Below are 21,222 nucleotides of genomic sequence, written 5' to 3'. Positions count from 1 at the left end.
CACCCGGTGTTCGGAGCAGGGTAGGGGCGCGGTTCGGCTGCCGGTTCGTCACCCCCCGTTGCGGGGGTGCAACCGCCCGTCGCGCAGTGTGTGCACGGCGTGCACCCGGTGCAGGACGGCCGGGTCGTGGGTGATCAGCAGCAGGCTGCGACCGGCCGCCGCGACCAGCAGGTCGTCGAGGACGGCGTCGCGGGTGTCCGGGTCCAGGTGGGCCGTGGGCTCGTCGAGCACCAGGACGGCCGGGTCGACGAGCAGCGCCCTGGCGAGCGCGAGCCGGCGCCGCATCCCGCCGGAGAGCCGGGCGCCGTGCGCGCCGACCTCGTCGTCGAGCGCCAGGCCGCCGAGCCCGACCCGGCGCAGGACGCCGGCCAGCTCGTCGTCGGGCGCCGCGGGCCGGGCCAGGCGCAGGTTCTCCCGCACCGTCGAGTCGAACACGTGCGGGTCGGCCGGGACGCCGGAGACGACGACCCGCACCTCGTCCGGCGGGCGGGTGGTGAGCTCCTGCCCGCCGAGGGTGACCGAACCGGCGACCGGGTCCAGGAACCGGAACAGCACCGAGGCGAGCGTCGACTTCCCGGAGCCGCTGGCGCCGACCAGCGCGACGTGCTCGCCCTCGGCGACGTCGAGGTCGAGCCGGTCGAGGACGGTGCGGCCCGGTGTCCCGTCCGGGTCCGGGTGGGCGACGACGAGACCGCGGATCCGCAGCCCGCCGCGCCGGGGGAGCGGCTCGGGCCCCGGGGCCCGGTGGGTCACCGCGGGCTCGGCGGACAGCACCGGGACGAGCCGGGCCAGGCCGGCCCGGACGCTCGCGAGCCGTGCCGCGGCGGCCGGCAGCGGCGCCGTGATCTCGAACGCGGCAAGTGCGGTGAGCACGAGGACCGCCATCGGGACGGCGCCGAGGGTGCCGTCCCCGACGGCGGCGACACCGAGCAGCAGCGTCCCCGCGAGGGTGAGCCCGGCGACCAGCGCACCGGACCCGGCGCCCAGCCCCAGCAGGACGGCGTCGCGGCGGGCGGTGCGGGTCAGCTCCGCGTCGGCCCGCTCGACGGCGGCCACGGTCCGGCCGGTGGCGCCGTACGCGAGCAGGTCGGGGGCGCCGTCGAGGAGGTCGACGAGCCCCGCCGACAGCCCGGCGCGGGCCCTGCCGGCGCGGGCGGCAGGTCCCCGGGACAGCGCCGCGGCGAACGCCGGGACGGCGACGCCCGCCAGCAGCAGCCCGGCCGCGAGCAGCGCGCCACCGGGCACGAGCAGCACGGTGGCGAGCAGCACCGCCCCCGAGCCGACGAGGGCGGCGGCCACCACCGGCAGCACACCCCGCACGACGAGGTCCTGGACCGAGTCGGTGTCGGTGACCAGCCGCGACACCAGGTCACCGGACCGGAACCGGCGGACCGGCTCGGTCGCGGCGAGCCGGGCGTAGACCCGGTTGCGCATGTCGGACAGCGCGCGGAGCGCGGCGTCGTGACCGACCAGCCGCTCCGCGTAGCGGGTGACGCCGCGCCCGACGCCCAGCGCCCGGGTGAGCACGACGGCGACCGACAGCGCCGTCACCGACGGGTGCTGCGCGGCCGTGGCCAGCAGCCACGCGGCCAGCGACAGCAGCCCGGCCCCGCAGGCCGTGGCGAGCGCGCCGAGCAGGGCGCCGCCGAGGACGCCGCGGGCCTGCGGGCGGAGCACGGACCCGGCGAGCGACCAGGGGCCCCCGGGGGCGCTCGGGGTGCTCATCGGCGGGCCTCGTCCCGCTCGGGGCCGTGGGCCGGGACGGGCCCGGTGATCCGGCCCCGCTCCAGGTGCACGGTGCGGTCGGTGTGCTCGGCCCAGCCGGCGTCGTGCGCGACGACGACCGCCGTCCGGCCGCGCAGCAGGTCCGCGGCCGCGGAGCGGACGGCCTCGGCCGAGTCCGGGTCGAGGTGCGCGGTGGGCTCGTCGAGCAGGACCAGCGGGGCGTCCCGCAGGAACGCCCTGGCCAGCGCGACCCGCTGGCGTTCCCCGGACGACAGCCGCGCGCCGCCCTCGCCGAGCGGGGTGTCCCAGCCCTGCGGCAGGCCCGCGACGACGGCGTCGAGTCCGGACCGGCGGCCCGCCTCGCGTACCGCGGTGTCGGACGCACCGGGCTCGCCGAGCCGCACGTTGTCGGCGACCGACCCGGCGAACAGGTGCGGTTGCTGGGGCACCCAGGCGACGGTGCGCCGCCACGCGTCGAGATCCAGGTCGGCGAGCTCCCGGTCGGCGCAACCCGGGCCGGGCACGCGCACCGTGCCGCCCGTGGGGGCCACGAAGCCGAGCAGCACCCCCAGCAGGGTCGACTTCCCCGACCCGGACGGTCCGCTGAGCAGCACCGACTCCCCGGGGCGCACCTCCAGTGAGAGACCGGTCAGTGCGTCGGCGGGGGCGCCCGGGTACCGGACGTGGAGCGCGTCGACGGCCAGCGCGCGCCCGGCGGGGGCGGGCGCCGGTGGGGGGAGGGTCCCGCCTGCCGGGCCGGTGGAGGGGCGGTCGAGCTCGTCGAACACCTGCCGGGCGGCGGCGACGCCCTCCATGCTCGCGTGGAACCGGGCGCCGACCTCGCGCAGCGGCAGGTACGCCTCCGGCGCGAGGATCAGCACGAACAGGGCCGTCGCGTAGTCGAGGTCGCCGTAGAGCAGCCGCAGCCCGACCTCGACGGCGACGAGCGCCACGGCGAGGGTCGCGAGCAGCTCCAGCACGAACGCGGACAGGAACGCCACCCGCAGCGTCCCCATGGTGGCGGTGCGGTGCTCGTCGGTGGTCTCGCGGACCTTCTCGGCGACGACGGTCGCCCGCCGGAACAGCGCCAGCGTCGGGAGGCCCTGCACGACGTCGAGGAAGTGCCCGCCGAGCCGCGACAGCAGCCGCCACTGCCGGTCGGTGCGCGCGCGGGTGTGCATCCCGACCAGCGCCATGAAGACCGGGATCAGCGGCAGCGTCACGCCGATGACGACCGCGGAGATCCAGTCCGCGCCACCGACGACGACCAGCACCGTGACCGGGACCAGCACCGCGAGGACGAGCTGGGGCAGGTAGCGGGCGAAGTAGTCGTCGAGCGCGTCGAGGCCGCGGGTGGCGAGTGTGACGACCTGCCCGGTGGACCGCGACGGGTCGGGCGGGGCCGCGGCGAGCCTCCGGACCAGCTGCATCCGCAGCTGCGACTTGGCGCGTGCGGCGCTGCGCAGCGCCGCGGACTCCGCCCCGTAGGACAGCAGGGCGCGGGCCAGCGCCACGCCGGCGACCCCCACGACGAGCGGCCACAGCACGTCGAGCCCGGAGCCCGGGCCGAGCGGCGAGCCGTCGCCGGTGAAGGCCGGGGTCGCCCCGGCGACGACCCGGGACACCAGCCAGGCCTGCGCCAGGATCAGGCCGGTCGCCGCGACCCCGCAGACGGCCGCGACCAGCAGGTGCACCCGGACGGCGCTCGCGGTCCGGACGAGCCGGGGATCGACCGGCGGTGAGGCGGGAGCGGGCCGGGACACGACGCTCATCGTGGCGCCGGTACCGCCGCGCCGCCAGAGCCGTCCGTCCCGGCGGGCGACACCCGGTCGCCGCCGAGCCGCCTGCGGAACACCCAGTAGCTCCAGCTCTGGTAGAGCAGCACCAGCGGCAGGAACACGACCGCGACCCAGCTCATCACCGTCAGCGTGTACGGCGCGGACGCCGCGTTCGCCACCGTCAGGGTGTGCGCCGGGTCGGTGGTCGAGACCAGCAGCTCCGGGTGGAGCTGCCCGAAGAGGACCACCGACAGCGCCCCGACCGCGGTCGCGGTGGCGGTGAACGCCCAGCCCTCGCGGCCCAGGAGCAGGGCGAGCCCGGCGAGCGCCAGCGCCAGCCCGGACGCCCAGGCCACCGGGGTGGTCCAGGACGGGGCGCGCAGGGCCAGCGTGGCGGTCAGGAACGCGACGGTCACCAGCAGCACCGGGACCACCGCGCGGACCGCGAAGCGGTGGGCCCGGCGGCGGACCGGGCCGTCGGTCTTCAGGGCGAGGAACACCGCGCCGTGCAGCAGGAACAGGGCGGTGGTGACGACGCCGCCGAGCAGCGCGTAGCCGTTGGCGAGGTCGAGCAGCGACGCCGTGACCACGGTGTTCGCGCCGTTCCCCGGCGCCGTCGTGGTCGTCGGCAGTCCGCGTACCAGGTTCGCGAGCACCATCCCCCACACGAAGGCGGGGACCAGCGACCCGATGCCGATGCCGACGTCCCAGCGGAGCTTCCAGGCGGCGTCGTCGCGCTTGTGGCGGTACTCCAGCCCGACCCCGCGCACGATCAGCGCCAGGAGCACCAGCAGGACGGGGACGTACAGGCCGGAGAGGGTGGCTGCGTACCAGGCGGGGAACGCGGCGAACATCGCGCCGACGGCGGCGATCAGCCAGACCTCGTTGCCGTCCCAGACGGGGCCGATGGCGCCGAGCGCGACCTCGCGGTCCTCCTCGTCGCGGCCGAACGCGCGCACCAGCATGCCGACGCCGAAGTCGAACCCCTCGAGCACGAGGTAGCCGGTCCAGAGGACGGCGACGGCCAGGAACCAGATCGTGGGCAGGTCCATGACGCTCTCCTCAGTAGCTGAACGCCGGGTCGCGGCGCTCGCCGGGTGCGGCGGTGGGGCCGTCGGGCTCCGGGGGGTCGGGGTAGGGCATCGCGGCGGCCGGGCCCGCCTTCACGTAGCGGAACAGCAGCCCCACCTCGACGACGGCGAGGACGCCGTAGAGCAGCGTGAACGCGGCCAGCGAGAACGCCACCTGCCCGAGGCTCACCCCGGGCGACACGCTCGCCGCGGTCAGCAGCTCGCCGTGCACGGTCCACGGCTGGCGGCCCATCTCGGTGAGGATCCAGCCGAAGATGTTCCCGGCCAGCGCGGCCGGCAGCGCCGCGACGACGACGCGGTACATCCAGCGGTGCCGGGGCAGTCGTCCGCGGCGGGTCAGCCACAGTCCCGCCGCCGCGACGGCGACGCCGGCCAGCCCGAGCCCCATCATCATGCGGAACGACCAGTAGAGGACCGCGATGTTCGGGCGGTAGTCGCCGGGGCCGTAGAGGGCCTCGTACTGGGCCTGGACGTTCTCGATGCCCTGCACCGGTCCCCAGGGGTCGCCGGTGGCGAGGAAGCTGAGCACACCCGGGATCTGGACGTTGATGTGGTTGCGGCTGCCCTGGATGTCGCCGACCGCGAACAGCGAGAACCCGGCGGAGCCCTCGGTCTGCCACAGCGCCTCGGCCGAGGCGAGCTTCATCGGCTCGTAGGTCGCGGCGAGCTTGGCCTGGTGGTCCCCGGAGGCGACGACGAGCGCGCCGGCGATCAGGGTGACCAGCAGGCCGGCCCGCAGGCTCTTCCGGAACAGCTCGTGCTCGGAGCCGTGCGGGACCGCGTCACCGGTCCGCGGCCACCGCTCCCGCATCAGCTTCCAGGCGCTCACGGCGGCCACGAACAGGCCCGCGATGACGAACGCCGCGGCGACGACGTGGAAGTAGGTCGACCACGCCTGCGGGTTGGCCAGGACGGCGCCGATGTCGGTGAGCCGGGCGCGGCCGGTGGCGGGGTCGACCTCGTAGCCGACCGGGTTCCGCATCCAGGCGTTCGCGGCGAGGATGAAGTACGCCGACAGGTTCGACCCGAGCGCGGCGGCCCAGATGCAGGCCAGGTGGACGCCCTTCCGGAGCCGGTCCCAGCCGAAGATCCAGAGCCCGATGAAGGTCGACTCCAGGAAGAACGCGATCAGCGCCTCCATCGCGAGCGGCGCCCCGAAGACGTCGCCGACGAAGGTCGAGTAGGTGCTCCAGTTCATCCCGAACTGGAACTCCTGCACGATGCCGGTGACCACACCCATCGCGAAGTTGATCAGGAAGAGCTTCCCGAAGAACTTCGTCGCGCGCAGGTACTCGGTCCGGCCCGTGCGGAACCACGCGGTCTGCAGCGAGGCGACGATCACGGACAGGCCGATCGTCAGCGGGACGAACAGGAAGTGGTAGATCGTCGTGATCCCGAACTGCCAGCGTGCCAGGTCGAGCGCGTCCATTCCGGCCCCGTCCTCCGCGAAGTTCTACGTTCAGTAGTAGTTCTACCGTAAGTAGAAGATCGACGGGGCCGGGGCCGGGGTGGGGCCCGCCACTCAGGACTGCGTGAAGGCTCCGTGCTCGCGGAGGACGTCGAGCACCGGTGGCAGGCCGGCGAACGCGCGCTCGACGTCGGCGGGCCCGGCGACCCGGTGCGCGTTCGCGTCGAGGTAGCCGCGCACCGCCTCGTCGAACCGCTCCGCTCCGACCCGGCGGCGGCCCTCCAGCAGGGCGGCGGCGCCCTGGTCGTAGACGCCGGTGACGTAGCCGTCGAACCCGCCGCGGCGGTCCCACACCCGCATCGGGTCGCCGATCCGCCCGTCCGACCCGGCCGAGTACTTGTCGAGGCGGTAGTAGTCGAACTGGTCGGAGACGATCGCCTGGGCCCAGGTCGCGAACGACTCGTCGAGCCACGGGTCGCGGGCCTGGTCGTTGCCGACCAGCGCGTAGAACCACATGTGCGCCAGCTCGTGGGCCACCAGCGACGGGCGGGTGCCGTTCGAGACGTCCCCGAACTGGACGTGCGTCGGGAACTCGACGCCGTCGCTCTGGGTGGGGACGATCGTCACCCACAGGTCCGGATACGGGTGCGGGCCGAGGAGCTGCTCCAGCCGGGTCAGGTTGTCGGCGACGCTCTCCGACCAGTCCGAGGCGGACCCGCGGAGATCGCCACCCTGCTCGCTGCCGCCGCTCTCACCGTCACCGGCGCCGGCGCGGCCGGCCGCCGGGAGCGCGACGTGCACCCGGGTGCCGCCGACCGTCGTCTCGGTGATCCGGTAGGCGCCCACCGCGATCGCGACGTCGCGGATCGCGTCGGCGGTGAAGGTGCGGGTCGTGCGGCCCGGAGCCGCCGGGCTGCTCCCGGTGGGGGTGCCGACGCCCGCGACCTGCTGGTCGTCGCCCGAGGTGACGGCCAGCGAGTTCAGCCGGACGTCCTCCGACACGACCGTCTCGCCGGAGATGTCCAGTGCCGGCTCGCGCACCCAGCCGCGGCCCCGGACGTGGTCGAGCACCGGCAGCGGGCTGCCGAGCCAGGCCGTCCCGGCGCTCGGCGAGTACCCGATCCGCTCGGCGGAGTCCGCGCCGAGCGTGAGCCGGAAGCTGAGATCGGCCGTCACCGGGGTGCCCGCCTCGGCGCACGACGGCAGCGGCAGCTCGACCAGGGTGCCGGGCGCACCGTCCGGGGCGCCCGCCTGCTCGACCCGCGGGGTGACCGGCGTCCCGCCGACCGACGCCCGGGTGACCTCCGACGACGTGCCGTCCTCGGAGGCGGTCGGCCGGTTCGCCCAGAGCCGGAACACCAGCTCGCATACCCGGGTGTCCGGGGTGAAGCGGACGGTCTGGGTGCCGGTCGCCGACGACAGGTCGGGTGCCATGTCCAGGGTGGCGTCGACGACCGGACGGTCGGGCGCCGGGGCCGCCCGGTCGGTGTCCGGGACACCGGCCGCGCAGCCGCCGACGACCGCCAGGACGACCGCCACCCCGGCGAGACCGCGGTACCGCCGGGTGAGGTCGATCATGGACGCGAGGCTACCGGCGGTCGCGGCCCGCAGCGATCGGCGAGCGCGGCCCACCGGCGGGTGCCACCCGATCGCGGGTACGGGCCCGGACCCGGTCGCGCACGGCGTGCGCGGGTGCGGAGACCAGCGTCTCCAGCGGCCCGCGGCCGACCGCGCGGCGCCACGCCGTCCCGGCGGCCAGGGCGACGCCGATCTGCCACAGGTAGCCCTCGACCGGGTCGAACACGTCCAGCGGGGAGTTCATGAACAGGATCGAGGCGACGTAGAAGGTCAGCGTCATCGACCCGGCCGCGGCGAGCGGGCGGACGAGGACGCCGGCGACCGGTGCGACCACCCGGTGCGTGGCACCCGCGAGCAGCAGCGCCGCCCCCAGTACCGCGAGCGCGGAGCCCGCGGTCTGCAGCATGTCCAGCGGGGTGCCGGAGTGCGGGGCGACCGTCGCCAGCCACCACCAGGTGGTGGTGGGGGTGACGCCGTCGGGGTAGCCGGCGACGGCGTCGGCGATCGTCGGGGCGGACGCCGGCAGGGCGGGCGGGCTCGCCGCGGCGATGGCGGCGTACCCGCCGCCCGGGCCGAGCAGCCACATCGACGTCACGGTCGCGACGACGGCGACGGCGGCGCCCCCGCCGAGCAGCGCGAGCGCCGTGCGCGGCGACGACAGCCGCAGCCGCCCGACGACGATCCCCACCGCCATGTACGACACCCACAGCACCGCGGGGTAGGCCCCGGTCACGGCCAGCTCGGACAGCGCCCCGCCCGGGTCGGTGACGATCTCGACGAGCGACGGGTTCGCCAGCGACGGATCGGGAAGAGCAGGCCGCACAAGGTGCGACAGCACCGGCACCCCGGCACAGAGCAGCACCGCGAGCGGCGCGAGCACCCGCGTCGGGACGGCGACCAGCGGGATCGCCAGCAGGAACGCCACCGCGTAGTACGGCAGGATCAGCGCGGCGATCGTCGGGTCGGTCCAGCTCAGCGCCAGCCCGACCAGCATCAGCATCCCCGCGCGGGTGGCGAGCGACGCCGCGGCCGCCGCCAGGTCCGGTCCGGGGCGGACCCGGGCCCGCGCGGTCAGGAACGCGAACGACACCCCCGCCAGCAGCGCGAACAACGCCGCGGACCGGCCGCCGAAGATCAGGTAGCTGGGGGTGGGGACGCCGTCGTCGGTGGTCTCGACGAGGGCGTGCACCGCGACGATCCCCAGCAGCGCGACACCACGGGCGGCGTCGACGCCGATCAGCCGGTTCCCGGACCGGTTCCCGTCCGGTGCCCGGTCCGGTCGCGGCCGTGGGGCGGGGACCGCGCGCTGCTCCGGCAGCCGGACCGGCTGCAGTGCCGGGACGGTCCGTTCGGCGTCGGGGGCCGGTCGGGTCACGCCATCACCTCGTCGATCAGTTGCAGGCCGAGGTCGCGCGCGTCGGTGCGGGGGAGCCCGGCGTCGTCGAACCAGTCGGGCCCCGCCTCGGGGTGCGGGCCGACGACGCCGACCCGGCCGGCGCCGAACGGCGTCACGGCGGCGGCGACCTCGTGGTCGGGGTAGCGGGCCAGCACGGTGCCGCCGGCGTCCGCGTCGAGCAGGAAGCGGGGCCCGTCCTGGAAGTAGAGCGCCCGGTCGCGGCCGCGCCAGTCGACCCGGACGACGGCGTCGCCGTCGTGGCCGACGGTGGCGCCGGGCCGGCCGATCCACCGGTCGGTGTCCCCGGGTAGCAGCCCGAAGCCCGGTGTCGCCCCGGCCAGGTACCCGCCGAGGCAGAAGCCCAGGTAACGACCCCCGCCCGCGACGAACCCGCGGACCGGGCCGCGGGCGCTGCGCATCCGGCGCCAGGCCGCGTCGAGCGTCCCGCCGCCGGGCTGGGCGTACAGGGCGGCGCCGGCCAGGGTCTCCGCGGTCAGGGGGAGGTCCTCGCGGCGGCCGACGAACCGGACGTCGAACCCGTGCCGGGACGACGCCAGCAGCGCCGCCACCGACTCCGGGCAGCCGGGCACGCTCGCCCGGCCGCGGTAGACCAGCGCGAGGGGCCGGTCACCGGAGGGCCGCCGTGGGCCGCCGACCAGGTCGCGCAGCCTCACCGCGGTCCCGGCCCGGGGCGGTCGCCCGCCGGTCCCGGCGACGGCCGGGACGCCTCCTGCGCGGGGCCCCGGCGGTGCCGGCCCTGCCCGGCACCGGGACGCCGCGGACCGGGCGCCGCCGGCGGGGCGGGCCGGGAGGCCGGGGCCGGCGGGGCGGACCGGCTCGCGTGCCGGGGAGCCGGGACCGGGACCCGCTGCGGCCCCGGACCGGACGTTGCGGGGACGACGGGCGCCTGCCGGGCCGTCGCCTCCACGGGTGCCTCCACGGGTGCCTCCACGGGTGCCTCCACGGGTGCCTCCTCGGGCCGGCGCGCGGCCGGGACGGCCGGGGCCCGGCGCACGGTGTCGCCACCCGACCGCCGCGGCGCCGACCGGGCCGCCTGCACCGAACGGAGCCGCACCGTGCGGCCCGGGTCGGGTGCCCCGCCGACCCGCGCGAGCGCGGTCGTCCGCTCCGGGTCGGCGTGGTCGGTGACGGGGGCGATCCGGGTGGTCCGCTCCGGGTCCGGCGCCGGGAGGGCGGGGAGCGGCTCCGCCGGCGCGTCGAGCACGGCCTGCGCGGTGATGCCGCGCCAGCGCGTGTCGTCGGGCAGGTGCTCGCCCTTCATGACCAGGGAGAGCGGGTCCAGCCGGGTCCCGGCGCCGACGACGGCGTCGTAGAGCACGATCGCGCGGTCGCCGACCGAGGCGCCGGGGCCGACGGTGACCGTCGACATCTTCATGACCCGGTCCTCGAACAGGTGGGTCTGCAGGGAGACGTCCCGGCCGACCACGGCGTCGTCGCCGATCACCACGAGGTCGAACTCGGTGAGGTAGGTGGTCGACACGCACGTCCGCCGCCCGATCCGGGCGCCGAGCAGCCGCAGCATCGGGGGCAGCAGCGGGGTCCCGGACAGCATCGTCAGCAGCCCGGGGACCGCGGACGCCTCGTAGAGGCCGGTGACGAACTCCGAGCGGCGCACGAACCGGCTCCACAGCGGTTCCCGGCGCGGCCGGTAGGTGCCGACGACCAGCCACTTCACGGCCGCGACCAGCAGCACCAGCAGCAGCGCGGTGCCGAGCGCGAGAGCGGGCGCCGCGAGCACCACCACCCACGCCGGGGCGGTCCGTGCGACGTCGGACAGGCCCTGCAGGAACAGGTAGAGCGACACGGAGATCGCCGACGCGGGCAGCGTGGCACGCAGGGTCTCGATCCCGAGCCGCTCCGCGACCCGCCGCCGCGACGGCGCGAACGTCATGCTCTCGGGGTGGTCGCCGGAGTCCTGCCGGACCGGCAGGTGCATCGCGGGGGACCCGAGCCAGGTGGTGTCCCGCGGGACGCCGGACGTCGGCGGCACCGTGGCGACCCCGACCAGCGACTCGTCGCCCAGCTCCGACCCGGCCGGGACGACGGCGGCGTTCCCGACGAACGCCCGCCGGCCCACCAGCGTCGGACGGCGGACCATCCAGCCGTTGTGGAAGGTGGCGCTGCCGACGCTGGCCATGTCGGCGACGAACGAGCCCTGCGCGATCGTGAGCATCTCGGGGTCGATGTGCGATGCCGTGGAGACCTCGGCGCCGCGCTCGATCCGGGCGCCGAGCAGCCGCAGCCAGCCGACCGTGTAGAGCGTGGAGTACAGCGAGTTGGTGTAGGCCAGGCTCATCTCGAGCAGCTTGTCGCCGAACCACTTGCGCAGCCCCAGCGCGGACCGCGCGGGGAACACGCCCGGCCCGGTGCGGGGCCGGACGATCCGGCGGCCGAGCGCGACGAGCACGCAGACGGTCACCACGAACACCGGGCCGACGGCGACCGCGACGGCCAGCGCGGGGCCGTCGCCGAAGAACAGCAGCGACGTCCACACCAGCAGCACCGCCGGGACGAGCGACGCCAGCGCGACCAGTTCGAGGGCGGCGACACCGGCGGCCGCGGCGGCCAGCTGCGCCCGGGTCCACCCCGGTGCGGGCCCGCGCTCGGACAGCTCGGCGACGGCGGCGTCGGCCGCGTCCGGCGCCGAGGGCGACCCGGCCCAGTGCTCCCCGGGCGGGACCAGCTGGTCGGCCGCCACCGCCGACTGCTCGCCCAGGACGGCGTCGGCACCGATGACCGCGCCCGGTTCGACGACCGAGCCGGCCCCGACGTAGGCGCCCTCGCCGATCATGATCGGGGCGACGGTGATCCAGCCGTCCGCGGCCGTCCACGGGCGCAGCGCCGCGCTGTGCCCGACGGTGGCGCCGTGGCCGAGGTGCAGCATCCGGGGCAGCGACAGCACCGAGCTGCCCAGGTGGACGTCGCGGCCCGCGCGGGCCCCGAGCATCCGCAGGTAGCCGGGCGCGAGCGGGCCACCGGAGAGCACCGGCAGCGGGGACATCGACAGCAGCAGGTCCGCCGCCCACAACTGCAGGTGCACCCGCCCCCACATCGGGTAGCGCCCGGGACGGACGCCCGCGCTCAGCGCCCGCACCGCGAGCGGCGCCAGCAGCCAGCGCTGCAGCAGGAAGACCGCGGTGGCGCCGAGCGCGAGCTGGGCCAGCACGTCCGGGGCGACGCGACCGCCGTGCCAGGCGTAGACCCCGGCGGCCGGCAGTGTCATCACCAGCATGAGCACGAACAGGGACCCGGCCTGCGCGGCGCCGGCGGCGGAGTAGCGGCGCCGCGAGTGCCGCAGCGGCTCGGGGCGCGGCGGCGGCGGGACCGAGCCGGGCGTGCCCCCGGTGCCGGTGCCGGCGTCCGGGTCGAGCGCGGCGGCCAGCGCGCGGGCGTCCGGGTTCTCGTAGAGGTCGCGCACGGCCGGGCTGCGCCCGACGCCGCGCTCCCGAAGCAGGGTGACGACGCGGGCGGCGAGCAGCGAGTGGCCGCCGAGCTCGTCGAAGAAGTCGGCGGTGACCGAGACCAGGTGCGGTTCCAGCGACAGCGCCTCGGCGAGCACCGACCGGACCCGGGTCTCCAGCTCCGTCGCGGGTTCGACCATCGGCCCGTCCGTCACGACGATCCGCGGCCCGGACGGCGCGGGCAGCCGCGGCCGGTCGACCTTGCCGCTGGGCATCATCGGCAGCCGGTCGAGCACCTCCAGGTACCCGGGGACCATGTACTCGGGCAGCCGGGTGCGGAGCAGCTCGTGCAGGGCTGCTCGGTCCACCGGCCCGCCGGGCCCGGCCGCGGGCACGACGTGGACGACGAGTTCCTCGCCGGTACCGTCCCCGGGCTTCGTCAGGGCCGCGACGGCGCTCTCGACGTCGGCGCGCTCCAGGGCGACGCTCTCGATCTCGCCGAGGTCCACCCGGTGGCCGCGGATCTTGACCTCGTCGTCCGCCCGGCCCAGGTAGACGATCTCGCCGTGGTCGTCGATCCGGCCGAGGTCGCCGGTGCGGTAGAGGCGGCCGTCGCCGTTCGGCGGTGCCGCGGGGTGCCGGACGAACCGGTCGGCGGTCTTCTCCGGCAGGTTCACGTACCCGACGGCGACGCCCGGTCCGCCGATGCAGATCTCGCCGACCTCGCCGCGGGGGACCTCGCGCAGGGCGTCGTCGAGGATCACCACCGAGTAGGTGGGCACCGGTCGGCCGATGGTGACCGCGCGGCCGGGCACCAGCTCGCCCCAGGTCGCGGTGACGGTCGCCTCGGTCGGGCCGTAGGTGTTGAGCATCCGGCGGCCCGGCCCCGCCCAGCGCTCGACCAGCCCGGCCGGGCACGCCTCGCCGCCGACGAGCAGGGTCCGCAGCGCGGGCAGCTCGCGCGGGATCGTGGCGAGCAGCGTGGGGACGCAGCACATCACGGTGACGCCGGTGTCGGCGAGGAAGTCGCCCAGCTCGGCGCCGATCCGGCGGGAGTCGGTGGGCCCCACGACGAGGGTCGCGCCGGCGGCGAAGGTCGTCCAGATCTCCTCGATGGAGAAGTCGAACGAGATCGTCATGCCCTGGTAGACGCGGTCGTGCGGGCGGACGTCGTACACCTGGGTGATGACGTGCACGAAGTTGCAGATGCTGGGGTGCGCGACGGCGACGCCCTTGGGGCGGCCGCTGGAGCCCGAGGTGTAGATGATGTACGCGAGCGGGTCCGCGCCGGGCCGGACGGGCTCGAGCGGGTGCCGCGGCAGCGCGGCGACCTCGGCGGCGCACAGGTCCAGCGGCACGACCCGGTCGCGGGGCAGCTCCTCGGCGAGGTCCGAGGTGGTGACGAGCAGGTCGAGCCCGGCGTCGTCACGGATGTAGACGACCCGGTCGGCGGGCGCGGCCGGGTCGATCGGCACGAACGCCGCACCGGTCTTCAGCACGGCGAGGAGCACCGCGTAGGTCCGCCAGCTGCGGTGCAGCAGGATCCCGACCCGGCGCCCCGGCCCGGCACCCCGCGCCAGGAGGTACCGGGCGAGCTGCGCCGCACGGGCGTCGAGCTCGGCGTAGGTCAGCTCCAGGGCGCCGTCCTGGAGGGCGACGGCGTCGGGGCGGCGGGCCACCGACGCCTCGAAGAAGCGGTGCAGCCGATCGGGGTGGGGCGGTCCGGCCGGAGCCGGGCGTGTCTCGGTGCCCGCCCGGGGCGGGGACAACGTCAAGGTCATTCTCCTTGGGGGAGCTGCTGGGGAGCGCTCCGGTCACGAGGCCGTGGTGCTCCCGGTACGTCGGTCCGGAAACCCAATCGTGTTACGCCGACAGCATTCGGGGTGACCTATCTCAATCACGTTGCGTGAGCATGGGGAGCGGTCTGCCCGCTGTGTGGGTGCCGCTGGTCGGCTACCCGGGGGAGCGCACCGGTCCAGGGCGGATCAGCTGCCGGTGGGGCCGAACTGCTCGATCCGGATCGCGTCGTCGGGAACGCCGGCCTCGGCCAGCAGCGCCGCGGCGGCGTCGGCGAACGCGGGGGAGCCGCACACGTAGGCGGTCTCCCCGCCGCGGACGTGCGGTGCGACGTCGTCGAGCACGAGCCGGCCCGCCGGCCGGACCGAGCCGTCCGGCGCGGTGCGGGTGAACACCGGCGTCACCTGCGGCACGTGGAGTTCGTCGCCGTAGTAGAGGTCGCGCGGGGTCCGCACGGACAGGATCATCCGCACCAGGTCGGGACGTCCGGCGGCGCGGGCGTGACGGAGCATCGCGGTGAGCGGGACCTGCCCGGACCCGCCGCCGACCAGCAGCGCGGGGGAGTCCCCGGTCCAGGCGAACCAGCCGCCGACGGGGCCGCGCACCTCCAGCACGTCCCCGGGGACGACGACGTCGTGCAGGAACTCCGAGACCTCGCCGTCGTCGAGGCGCTCGACGGTCAGGTCGATCTCCGGGCGCCCGTCCGGGGCGGAGGCGACCGAGTACGACCGCTGGGCGGTGTAGCCGTCCTCCGCGGTGAGCCGCAGGACGTAGTACTGGCCCGGCAGGTGGTGGGCGGGCTCCTCCAGGCCGAGGGTGAAGGTCCGGACCGCCGGGGCCTCGTCCCGGATCCCCAGGACGGTGGCGGCCTGCCAGCGCAGGGTGCGGCGCGGTGTCGTCGGGCGGGTGCCCGGGTCCGTGCTCATCGGTGCCCTCAGTCCCCCTGGAACCGCTGCTCGCGCCACGGGTCGCCGCGGTCGTGGTAGCCGTTGCGCTCCCAGAACCCCGGCTCGTCCTCGGCGAGCACCCGCAGCCCGGCCACCCACTTGACGCTCTTCCAGAAGTACAGGTGCGGGACCAGCAGCCGGGCCGGGCCGCCGTGCTCCCGGGTCAGGGGCCCGCCCTGGGCGTCGAACGCCAGCCACGCCCGCCCGCCGGTGACGTCGGCCAGCGGCAGGTTGGTCGTGTAGCCGGAGTGCGAGTGCGCGACGACGAACCGGGCCCGCGGCAGCGGGCCCGCCGCCTCGAGCAGGTCGTCGACCGGGATGCCCGACCAGCGCATCCCGAACTTGCTCCACGTCGTGACGCAGTGGATGTCGCCGTCCCACCGTTCCCGGGGCAGCGCGCCGATCTCGTCCCAGGTCCACTCGACCTCGCGCTCGACGAGCCCTTCGATCCGGAACGTCCACCGGTCGGTGTCGAGGTGCGGCGCCCGCTCGGCGGTGAGCACCGGCCACTGGTCACCGGCGTCGTACTGGCCGGGCGGCAGCCGGGAGTCGCGGGGACGGCGGCCGACGAAGCCACGGGTCACACGGGGCATGACGACGACAATGCACCCGGAGGGCCGGTTGTTCCCGCCGGCGGTCGGTTGCGTCACAGCCCGTGCGCGCCTCGCCACACCTATGACCGCACGGTGCCGGCCCGTCACTACACTCCCGACGACTTCGGTGACGCCGCGACGGCGTCGCCCCGGCGGGCAACGAGGCCGCCCCGCGGGCCGGTGAGGAGATACTGAGCGGATGACGGACAGCGACCGCGGAGCGGTCGGCGCACCTGACACGGACGCCCCGGTGGAGCCGGACGAGCTCGTCCTGGCAGGGGGCTTCGACCCGGTCACCCGCGAGCAGTGGACGGCGGCCGCGGACGGCGTGGTGCGCAAGTCCGGCCGCATCACCGACGACGCCGAGCCCGGGGCCGGGGTGGACACCCTCACCCGGACCTCGGCCGACGGCTTCCGGGTCGCGCCGCTCTACGCCGCCGAGGACGTCGAGGGCCTGCCGGAGACCGGGGTCCCGGGCTCGTGGCCCTTCACCCGCGGCGCCTTGACCGACGGTCACGTGCCCGAGGGCTGGGACATCCGGCAGCGGCACGCGGGCACCGACACCGCCGCCGTCCGGGAGGCCCTGCTCGCCGACCTGGAGTGCGGCGTCAACTCGATCTGGCTGCGGGTCGGCGAGGGCGGTGTCCCGGTCGCGGACCTCGCGCGCACCCTCGACGGGGTCTACCTGGACCTCGCCGCGGTCGCGCTGGACGCCGGCACCGACGCCGTCCCCGCCGCGCACGCCTACCTCGACCTGGCCGCCCGGAACGGCGTCGAGGACGCCGACCTGCTCGGCTCGCTCGGCGTCGACCCGATCGGGCTGCGCGCCCGCGCCGGGTCCGCCGCCGGTGCGGCGGGCGAGCCGGAGACGGTCGTCGAGCCGGCCCGGCGGGTCGCGGAGTCGTTCCCGAAGGTCGCCGCGGTCACCGTCGACGCGACCGTGGTCCGCGAGGCGGGCGGCTCCGACGGCCAGGAGCTGGGCTGGTCGCTCGCGGCCGGCGTCGCCTACCTGCGGACCCTCACCGCGGCCGGGCTCGACGTCGCCGCCGCGGCCCGGGTGCTGGAGTTCCGCTACGCCGCCACCCCCGAGCAGTTCCCGACGATCGCGAAGCTGCGCGCCGCGCGCCGGCTGTGGTCGCGGGTGCTGGAGGCCAGCGGCACCACCGAGGTCGCCCAGCGCCAGCACGCCGTGGTGTCGGAGGCGTCGTTCTCCCGCCGCGACCCGTGGGTGAACATGCTGCGCGGCACCGTCGCGGGGTTCGCGGCGGGTGTCGGCGGCGCCGACGCGGTCACCGTGCCGCCGTTCGACGCCGCGCTCGGTGCGGCCGAGCCGTTCTCCCGCCGGATCGCGCGCAACACCCAGAGCCTGCTGATCGAGGAGTCGCACCTGGCCCGGGTGATCGACCCGGCAGGCGGCTCCTGGTACGTGGAGCACCTGACCGAGGACCTCGCCGCCGCCGCCTGGGCCTTCTTCCAGGAGATCGAGGCCGCCGGCGGGGCCGTCGCCGCGCTGGAATCCGGCCTCGTCGCGGAGAAGGTGGCGCAGGTGCGGGCCCGCCGGGAGACCGACGTCGCCCGCCGGAAGGTCCCGCTGACCGGCGTCTCGGAGTTCCCGGACCTCCACGAGCGCCCGGTCGAACGGACACCGCTGCCCGAGCCGGTGCGGCGCGGGGGCCTGCCCCTCTACCGGCCCGCCGAGGCCTACGAGGTCCACCGCGACCGGTCGGACGCCGTGCTGGAGGCGACCGGCAGCCGTCCCACCGCGTTCCTGGCGACGCTGGGCCCGCTGGCCACCTACACGGCCCGCGCCGGGTTCACCCGCAACCTGCTCGCCGCGGGCGGGATCGACGCCACCGAGGCCGGCCCGACCGAGTCCGTGCAGGACGTGGCCGACGCGTTCCGCGGGGCCGGGACCACGGTCGCCGTGCTCTGCTCGTCGGACGCGCTCTACGACGAGCGCGCCGGCGCGACGGCCGCCGCGCTGCGCGAGGCCGGCGCGACCCGCATCCTGCTGGCGGGGAAGCCGAAGGACGACGTGCCCGGTGTCGACGGGTACCTGTTCGCCGGCTGCGACGCCCTCGCCGTGATCGACGACGTGTTCAGCGCGCTGGAAGCGCGCACCGGTACCGCCCTGGAGGGATCGAAGTGACGCAGATTCCCGACTTCACCTCGGTGCCCCTGGGCCCCGCGACGACGCCGTCGTCGGACTGGGCGGGGTCCGCCCCCACCTGGGAGGCGCCGGAGGGCATCGGCGTCAAGCCGCTGTACACCGCCCGCGACCTCGACGGGCTCGACTTCCTGGGCACCTACCCGGGGATCACGCCGTACCTGCGCGGCCCGTACCCGACGATGTACACGAACCAGCCGTGGACGGTCCGGCAGTACGCCGGGTTCTCCACCGCGGCCGAGTCGAACGCCTTCTACCGGCGCAACCTCGCCGCGGGCCAGAAGGGCCTGTCGATCGCGTTCGACCTGGCCACCCACCGCGGCTACGACTCCGACCACCCGCGGGTCGCCGGCGACGTCGGCATGGCCGGTGTCGCGATCGACTCGATCCTCGACATGCGCCAGCTGTTCGACGGCATCCCGCTGGACCGCATGTCGGTCTCGATGACGATGAACGGCGCCGTGCTGCCGGTGCTCGCGCTGTACATCGTCGCGGCGGAGGAGCAGGGGGTGAGCCCCGACAAGCTGACCGGAACCATTCAGAACGACATTCTGAAGGAGTTCATGGTCCGCAACACCTACATCTACCCGCCGCAGCCGTCGATGCAGATCATCTCCGACATCTTCGGCTTCACCAGCGCGAAGATGCCGAAGTTCAACTCGATCTCGATCTCCGGGTACCACATCCAGGAGGCCGGGGCGACGAACGACCTGGAGCTCGCCTACACCCTCGCCGACGGCGTGGAGTACCTGCGGGCCGGCGTCGACGCCGGGCTGGACATCGACAAGTTCGCGCCGCGGCTGAGCTTCTTCTGGGCGATCGGCATGAACTTCTTCATGGAGGTCGCCAAGATGCGGGCCGCGCGCCTGCTCTGGTCGAAGCTCGTCCACCGGTTCGACCCGAAGAACGCGAAGTCGCTGTCGCTGCGGACCCACTCGCAGACCTCGGGCTGGTCGCTGACCGCGCAGGACGTCTACAACAACGTCGTCCGCACCTGCGTCGAGGCGATGGCCGCCACCCAGGGCCACACGCAGTCGCTGCACACCAACGCCCTCGACGAGGCGCTCGCGCTGCCCACCGACTTCTCGGCGCGGATCGCCCGGAACACCCAGCTGCTGCTGCAGCAGGAGTCCGGCACCACGAACGTCGTCGACCCGTGGGGCGGCAGCTACTACGTCGAGAAGCTGACCTACGACATCGCGCGGCGCGCGTGGGCGCACATCGACGAGGTCGAGAAGGCCGGCGGCATGGCCGAGGCGATCGACGCCGGCATCCCGAAGATGCGCGTCGAGGAGGCCGCGGCCCGCACCCAGGCCCGGATCGACTCCGCCCGCCAGCCGGTGATCGGCGTCAACAAGTACGTGCTGGAGGCCGACGAGCAGATCGACGTCCTCAAGGTCGACAACGCGAACGTGCGCCGCGAGCAGCTCGAGAAGCTGCAGAAGCTGCGGGCCGAGCGCGACGACCGTGCCCTGGACGAGTCGCTCCGCAGGCTGACGGGCGTCGCCGAGAAGATCGCCGAGGGGTCGCGGCGCGGTGCCGAGGACAACCTGCTCGGCCTGGCCGTCGACGCGGCCCGCAACAAGGCCACCGTCGGGGAGATCTCCGACGCACTGGAGAAGGTCTTCGGGCGCCACGCCGGTCAGATCCGCATCATCTCCGGTGTGTACTCCGAGGAGGCCGGGCAGAACCCGGCGATCGACCGCGCCCGCGAGCTCGTCTCCGAGTTCGCCGAGCACGAGGGCCGCCAGCCCCGGATCCTGGTCGCGAAGATGGGCCAGGACGGCCACGACCGCGGCCAGAAGGTGATCGCGACGGCGTTCGCCGACATCGGCTTCGACGTCGACGTCGGGCCGCTGTTCCAGACCCCGGCCGAGGTCGCCAAGCAGGCCGCCGAGTCCGACGTGCACGTGATCGGCGCCAGCTCGCTGGCCGCCGGGCACCTCACGCTGGTCCCGGAGCTGCGCAGCGAGCTCGCCGCGCTGGGCCGCGAGGACATCATGGTCGTGGTCGGCGGCGTGATCCCGCCCGCCGACGTCCCGGAGCTCCTCGACATGGGTGCCGCCTCGGTCTTCCCGCCCGGCACGGTCATCGCCGAGGCGGCGGTGGACCTGCTCGGAAAGCTGTCGGCGGCCCTGGGCCACGGCGACGGCGCCGGTGACGGTGCAGGCGACGGTGACGCCCCCGCCGCGGCGGGGAGCGTGTTCGCCGACTGATGGGCAGCGACTGATGGGCGGATCCACCGGGCCCGGCCGCGCCGCCGGCCGCGTCCCGGACCCCGCCGCGCTCGCCCGCGGGGTCCTCGACGGAGACCGCACGCTGCTGGCCCGGGCGATCACGCTGGTCGAGTCCAGCCGCCCCGACCACCAGCGGGCGGCCCAGGAGCTGCTGCTGGAGCTGACGCCGAAGTCCGGCGACGCCGTCCGGGTCGGCATCTCCGGGGTCCCGGGGGTCGGGAAGTCGACGTTCATCGAGGCGATGGGCACCCGGCTGACCGGCCAGGGGCACCGGGTCGCGGTGCTGGCGGTGGACCCGTCGTCCACCCGGACCCGTGGCTCGATCCTCGGTGACAAGACCCGGATGCCGCGGCTGGCCACCGACCCGGACGCCTTCGTCCGGCCGTCGCCGTCGGCGGGCACGCTGGGCGGGGTCGCCCGGCGCACCCGGGAGACGATGGTGGTCATGGAGGCCGCCGGCTACGACGTCGTGCTGGTGGAGACGGTCGGGGTCGGCCAGTCCGAGACGACGGTCGCCGGCATGGTCGACACCTTCCTGTTCCTCACGATCGCCCGGACCGGCGACGCCCTGCAGGGGATCAAGAAGGGCATCCTGGAGCTCGCCGACGTCGTCGCGGTGAACAAGGCCGACGGCAAGCACGAGCAGGACGCCCGCGCGGCGGCCCGCGAGCTGGCCGGGGCGCTGCACATGATGACCCCGGCGTCCGCGCACTGGCGCACCCCGGTGCTGTCCTGCTCGGCGCACACCGGCATGGGCCTGGACACGGTCTGGGAGAAGGTCGGCGAGCACCGCGAGGCGCTGGACAAGGCCGGCGAGCTCGCGACCCGGCGCGCGGACCAGCAGGTCGACTGGATGTGGCAGATGGTGCGGGACCGGCTGATGGACCGGGTGGTGCACGACCCGGAGCTGAAGCAGCGGCTGCCGGAGCTGACCGCCGACGTCCGCACCGGCGGGCTCACACCGACCCTCGCCGCGCAGACCATCCTCGACGTCCTGCGCTGACGTCCTGCGCTGACGTCCTGCGCTGACGTCCTGCGCTGACGTCCTGCGCTCACGTCCTGCGCTGACGTCCTGCGCGGGCG

At 75.4% G+C, this 21,222-nt stretch carries 13 protein-coding genes; 3 read left to right on the top strand and 10 right to left on the bottom strand.

Annotated elements, in window-relative coordinates; genetic code table 11:
* Positions 1-48: 48 nt before the first annotated feature.
* The 10 genes from cydC to PP1_RS02685 form a co-directional block, all read right to left on the bottom strand.
* On the bottom strand, positions 49-1,725 hold the full coding sequence (gene cydC, locus PP1_RS02730) for a thiol reductant ABC exporter subunit CydC (protein WP_075314199.1): 1,677 nt from the start codon (positions 1,723-1,725) through the stop codon (positions 49-51).
* Positions 1,722-3,497, bottom strand: coding sequence for a thiol reductant ABC exporter subunit CydD (gene cydD, locus PP1_RS02725; RefSeq protein WP_075314200.1), 1,776 nt, complete (start codon positions 3,495-3,497; stop codon positions 1,722-1,724). Before cydD ends, cydC begins: the two co-directional genes overlap by 4 nt.
* A complete protein-coding gene (gene cydB, locus PP1_RS02720; RefSeq protein WP_010224872.1) occupies positions 3,494-4,555 on the bottom strand; it encodes a cytochrome d ubiquinol oxidase subunit II in 1,062 nt (353 codons plus the stop codon). The genes cydD and cydB overlap by 4 nt, the downstream gene beginning before the upstream one ends.
* A 10-nt stretch (positions 4,556-4,565) precedes the next feature.
* Positions 4,566-6,023: a cytochrome ubiquinol oxidase subunit I gene (locus PP1_RS02715; protein ID WP_010224871.1), complete on the bottom strand. Its 1,458-nt coding sequence runs from the start codon at positions 6,021-6,023 to the stop codon at positions 4,566-4,568.
* Positions 6,024-6,116: 93 nt separating this feature from the next.
* Positions 6,117-7,580, bottom strand: a complete 1,464-nt coding sequence (locus tag PP1_RS02710) for a M1 family aminopeptidase (RefSeq protein ID WP_139323871.1) — start codon at positions 7,578-7,580, stop codon at positions 6,117-6,119.
* Between the two features lie 10 nt (positions 7,581-7,590).
* Positions 7,591-8,955, bottom strand: a complete 1,365-nt coding sequence (locus PP1_RS02705) for a heparan-alpha-glucosaminide N-acetyltransferase domain-containing protein (protein ID WP_075314202.1) — start codon at positions 8,953-8,955, stop codon at positions 7,591-7,593.
* A complete protein-coding gene (locus PP1_RS02700) occupies positions 8,952-9,650 on the bottom strand; it encodes a BPL-N domain-containing protein (protein ID WP_249265980.1) in 699 nt (232 codons plus the stop codon). The genes PP1_RS02705 and PP1_RS02700 overlap by 4 nt, the downstream gene beginning before the upstream one ends.
* A complete protein-coding gene (locus PP1_RS02695; protein ID WP_212592103.1) occupies positions 9,647-14,173 on the bottom strand; it encodes a Pls/PosA family non-ribosomal peptide synthetase in 4,527 nt (1,508 codons plus the stop codon). The genes PP1_RS02700 and PP1_RS02695 overlap by 4 nt, the downstream gene beginning before the upstream one ends.
* A gap of 210 nt (positions 14,174-14,383) precedes the next feature.
* Complete coding sequence (locus PP1_RS02690) at positions 14,384-15,121, bottom strand: FAD-binding oxidoreductase (RefSeq protein WP_010225516.1); 738 nt, start codon at positions 15,119-15,121, stop codon at positions 14,384-14,386.
* Between the two features lie 8 nt (positions 15,122-15,129).
* Positions 15,130-15,735, bottom strand: a complete 606-nt coding sequence (locus PP1_RS02685) for a sulfite oxidase-like oxidoreductase (protein ID WP_029239249.1) — start codon at positions 15,733-15,735, stop codon at positions 15,130-15,132.
* Positions 15,736-15,934: 199 nt separating this feature from the next.
* Here PP1_RS02685 and PP1_RS02680 point away from each other — a divergent pair, with 199 nt between their 5' ends.
* From PP1_RS02680 to meaB, 3 genes are read left to right on the top strand one after another with little or no spacing between them, the layout of a single operon-like run.
* Entirely contained in the window at positions 15,935-17,884 is a 1,950-nt protein-coding gene (locus PP1_RS02680; protein WP_010225521.1) for a methylmalonyl-CoA mutase family protein, read from the top strand.
* A 23-nt stretch (positions 17,885-17,907) separates the two neighbouring features.
* A complete protein-coding gene (gene scpA / locus PP1_RS02675; protein ID WP_050802219.1) occupies positions 17,908-20,118 on the top strand; it encodes a methylmalonyl-CoA mutase in 2,211 nt (736 codons plus the stop codon).
* A gap of 13 nt (positions 20,119-20,131) precedes the next feature.
* Positions 20,132-21,142, top strand: coding sequence for a methylmalonyl Co-A mutase-associated GTPase MeaB (meaB, locus tag PP1_RS02670; RefSeq protein WP_010225525.1), 1,011 nt, complete (start codon positions 20,132-20,134; stop codon positions 21,140-21,142).
* Positions 21,143-21,222 lie beyond the last annotated feature (80 nt).

Source organism: Pseudonocardia sp. P1, assembly GCF_000178675.2.
In the GTDB taxonomy this organism is placed as follows: domain Bacteria; phylum Actinomycetota; class Actinomycetes; order Mycobacteriales; family Pseudonocardiaceae; genus Pseudonocardia.
The sequence above is the reverse complement of the archived record's forward strand: the minus strand, read 5'-3'. Positions and strand labels throughout refer to the sequence as shown.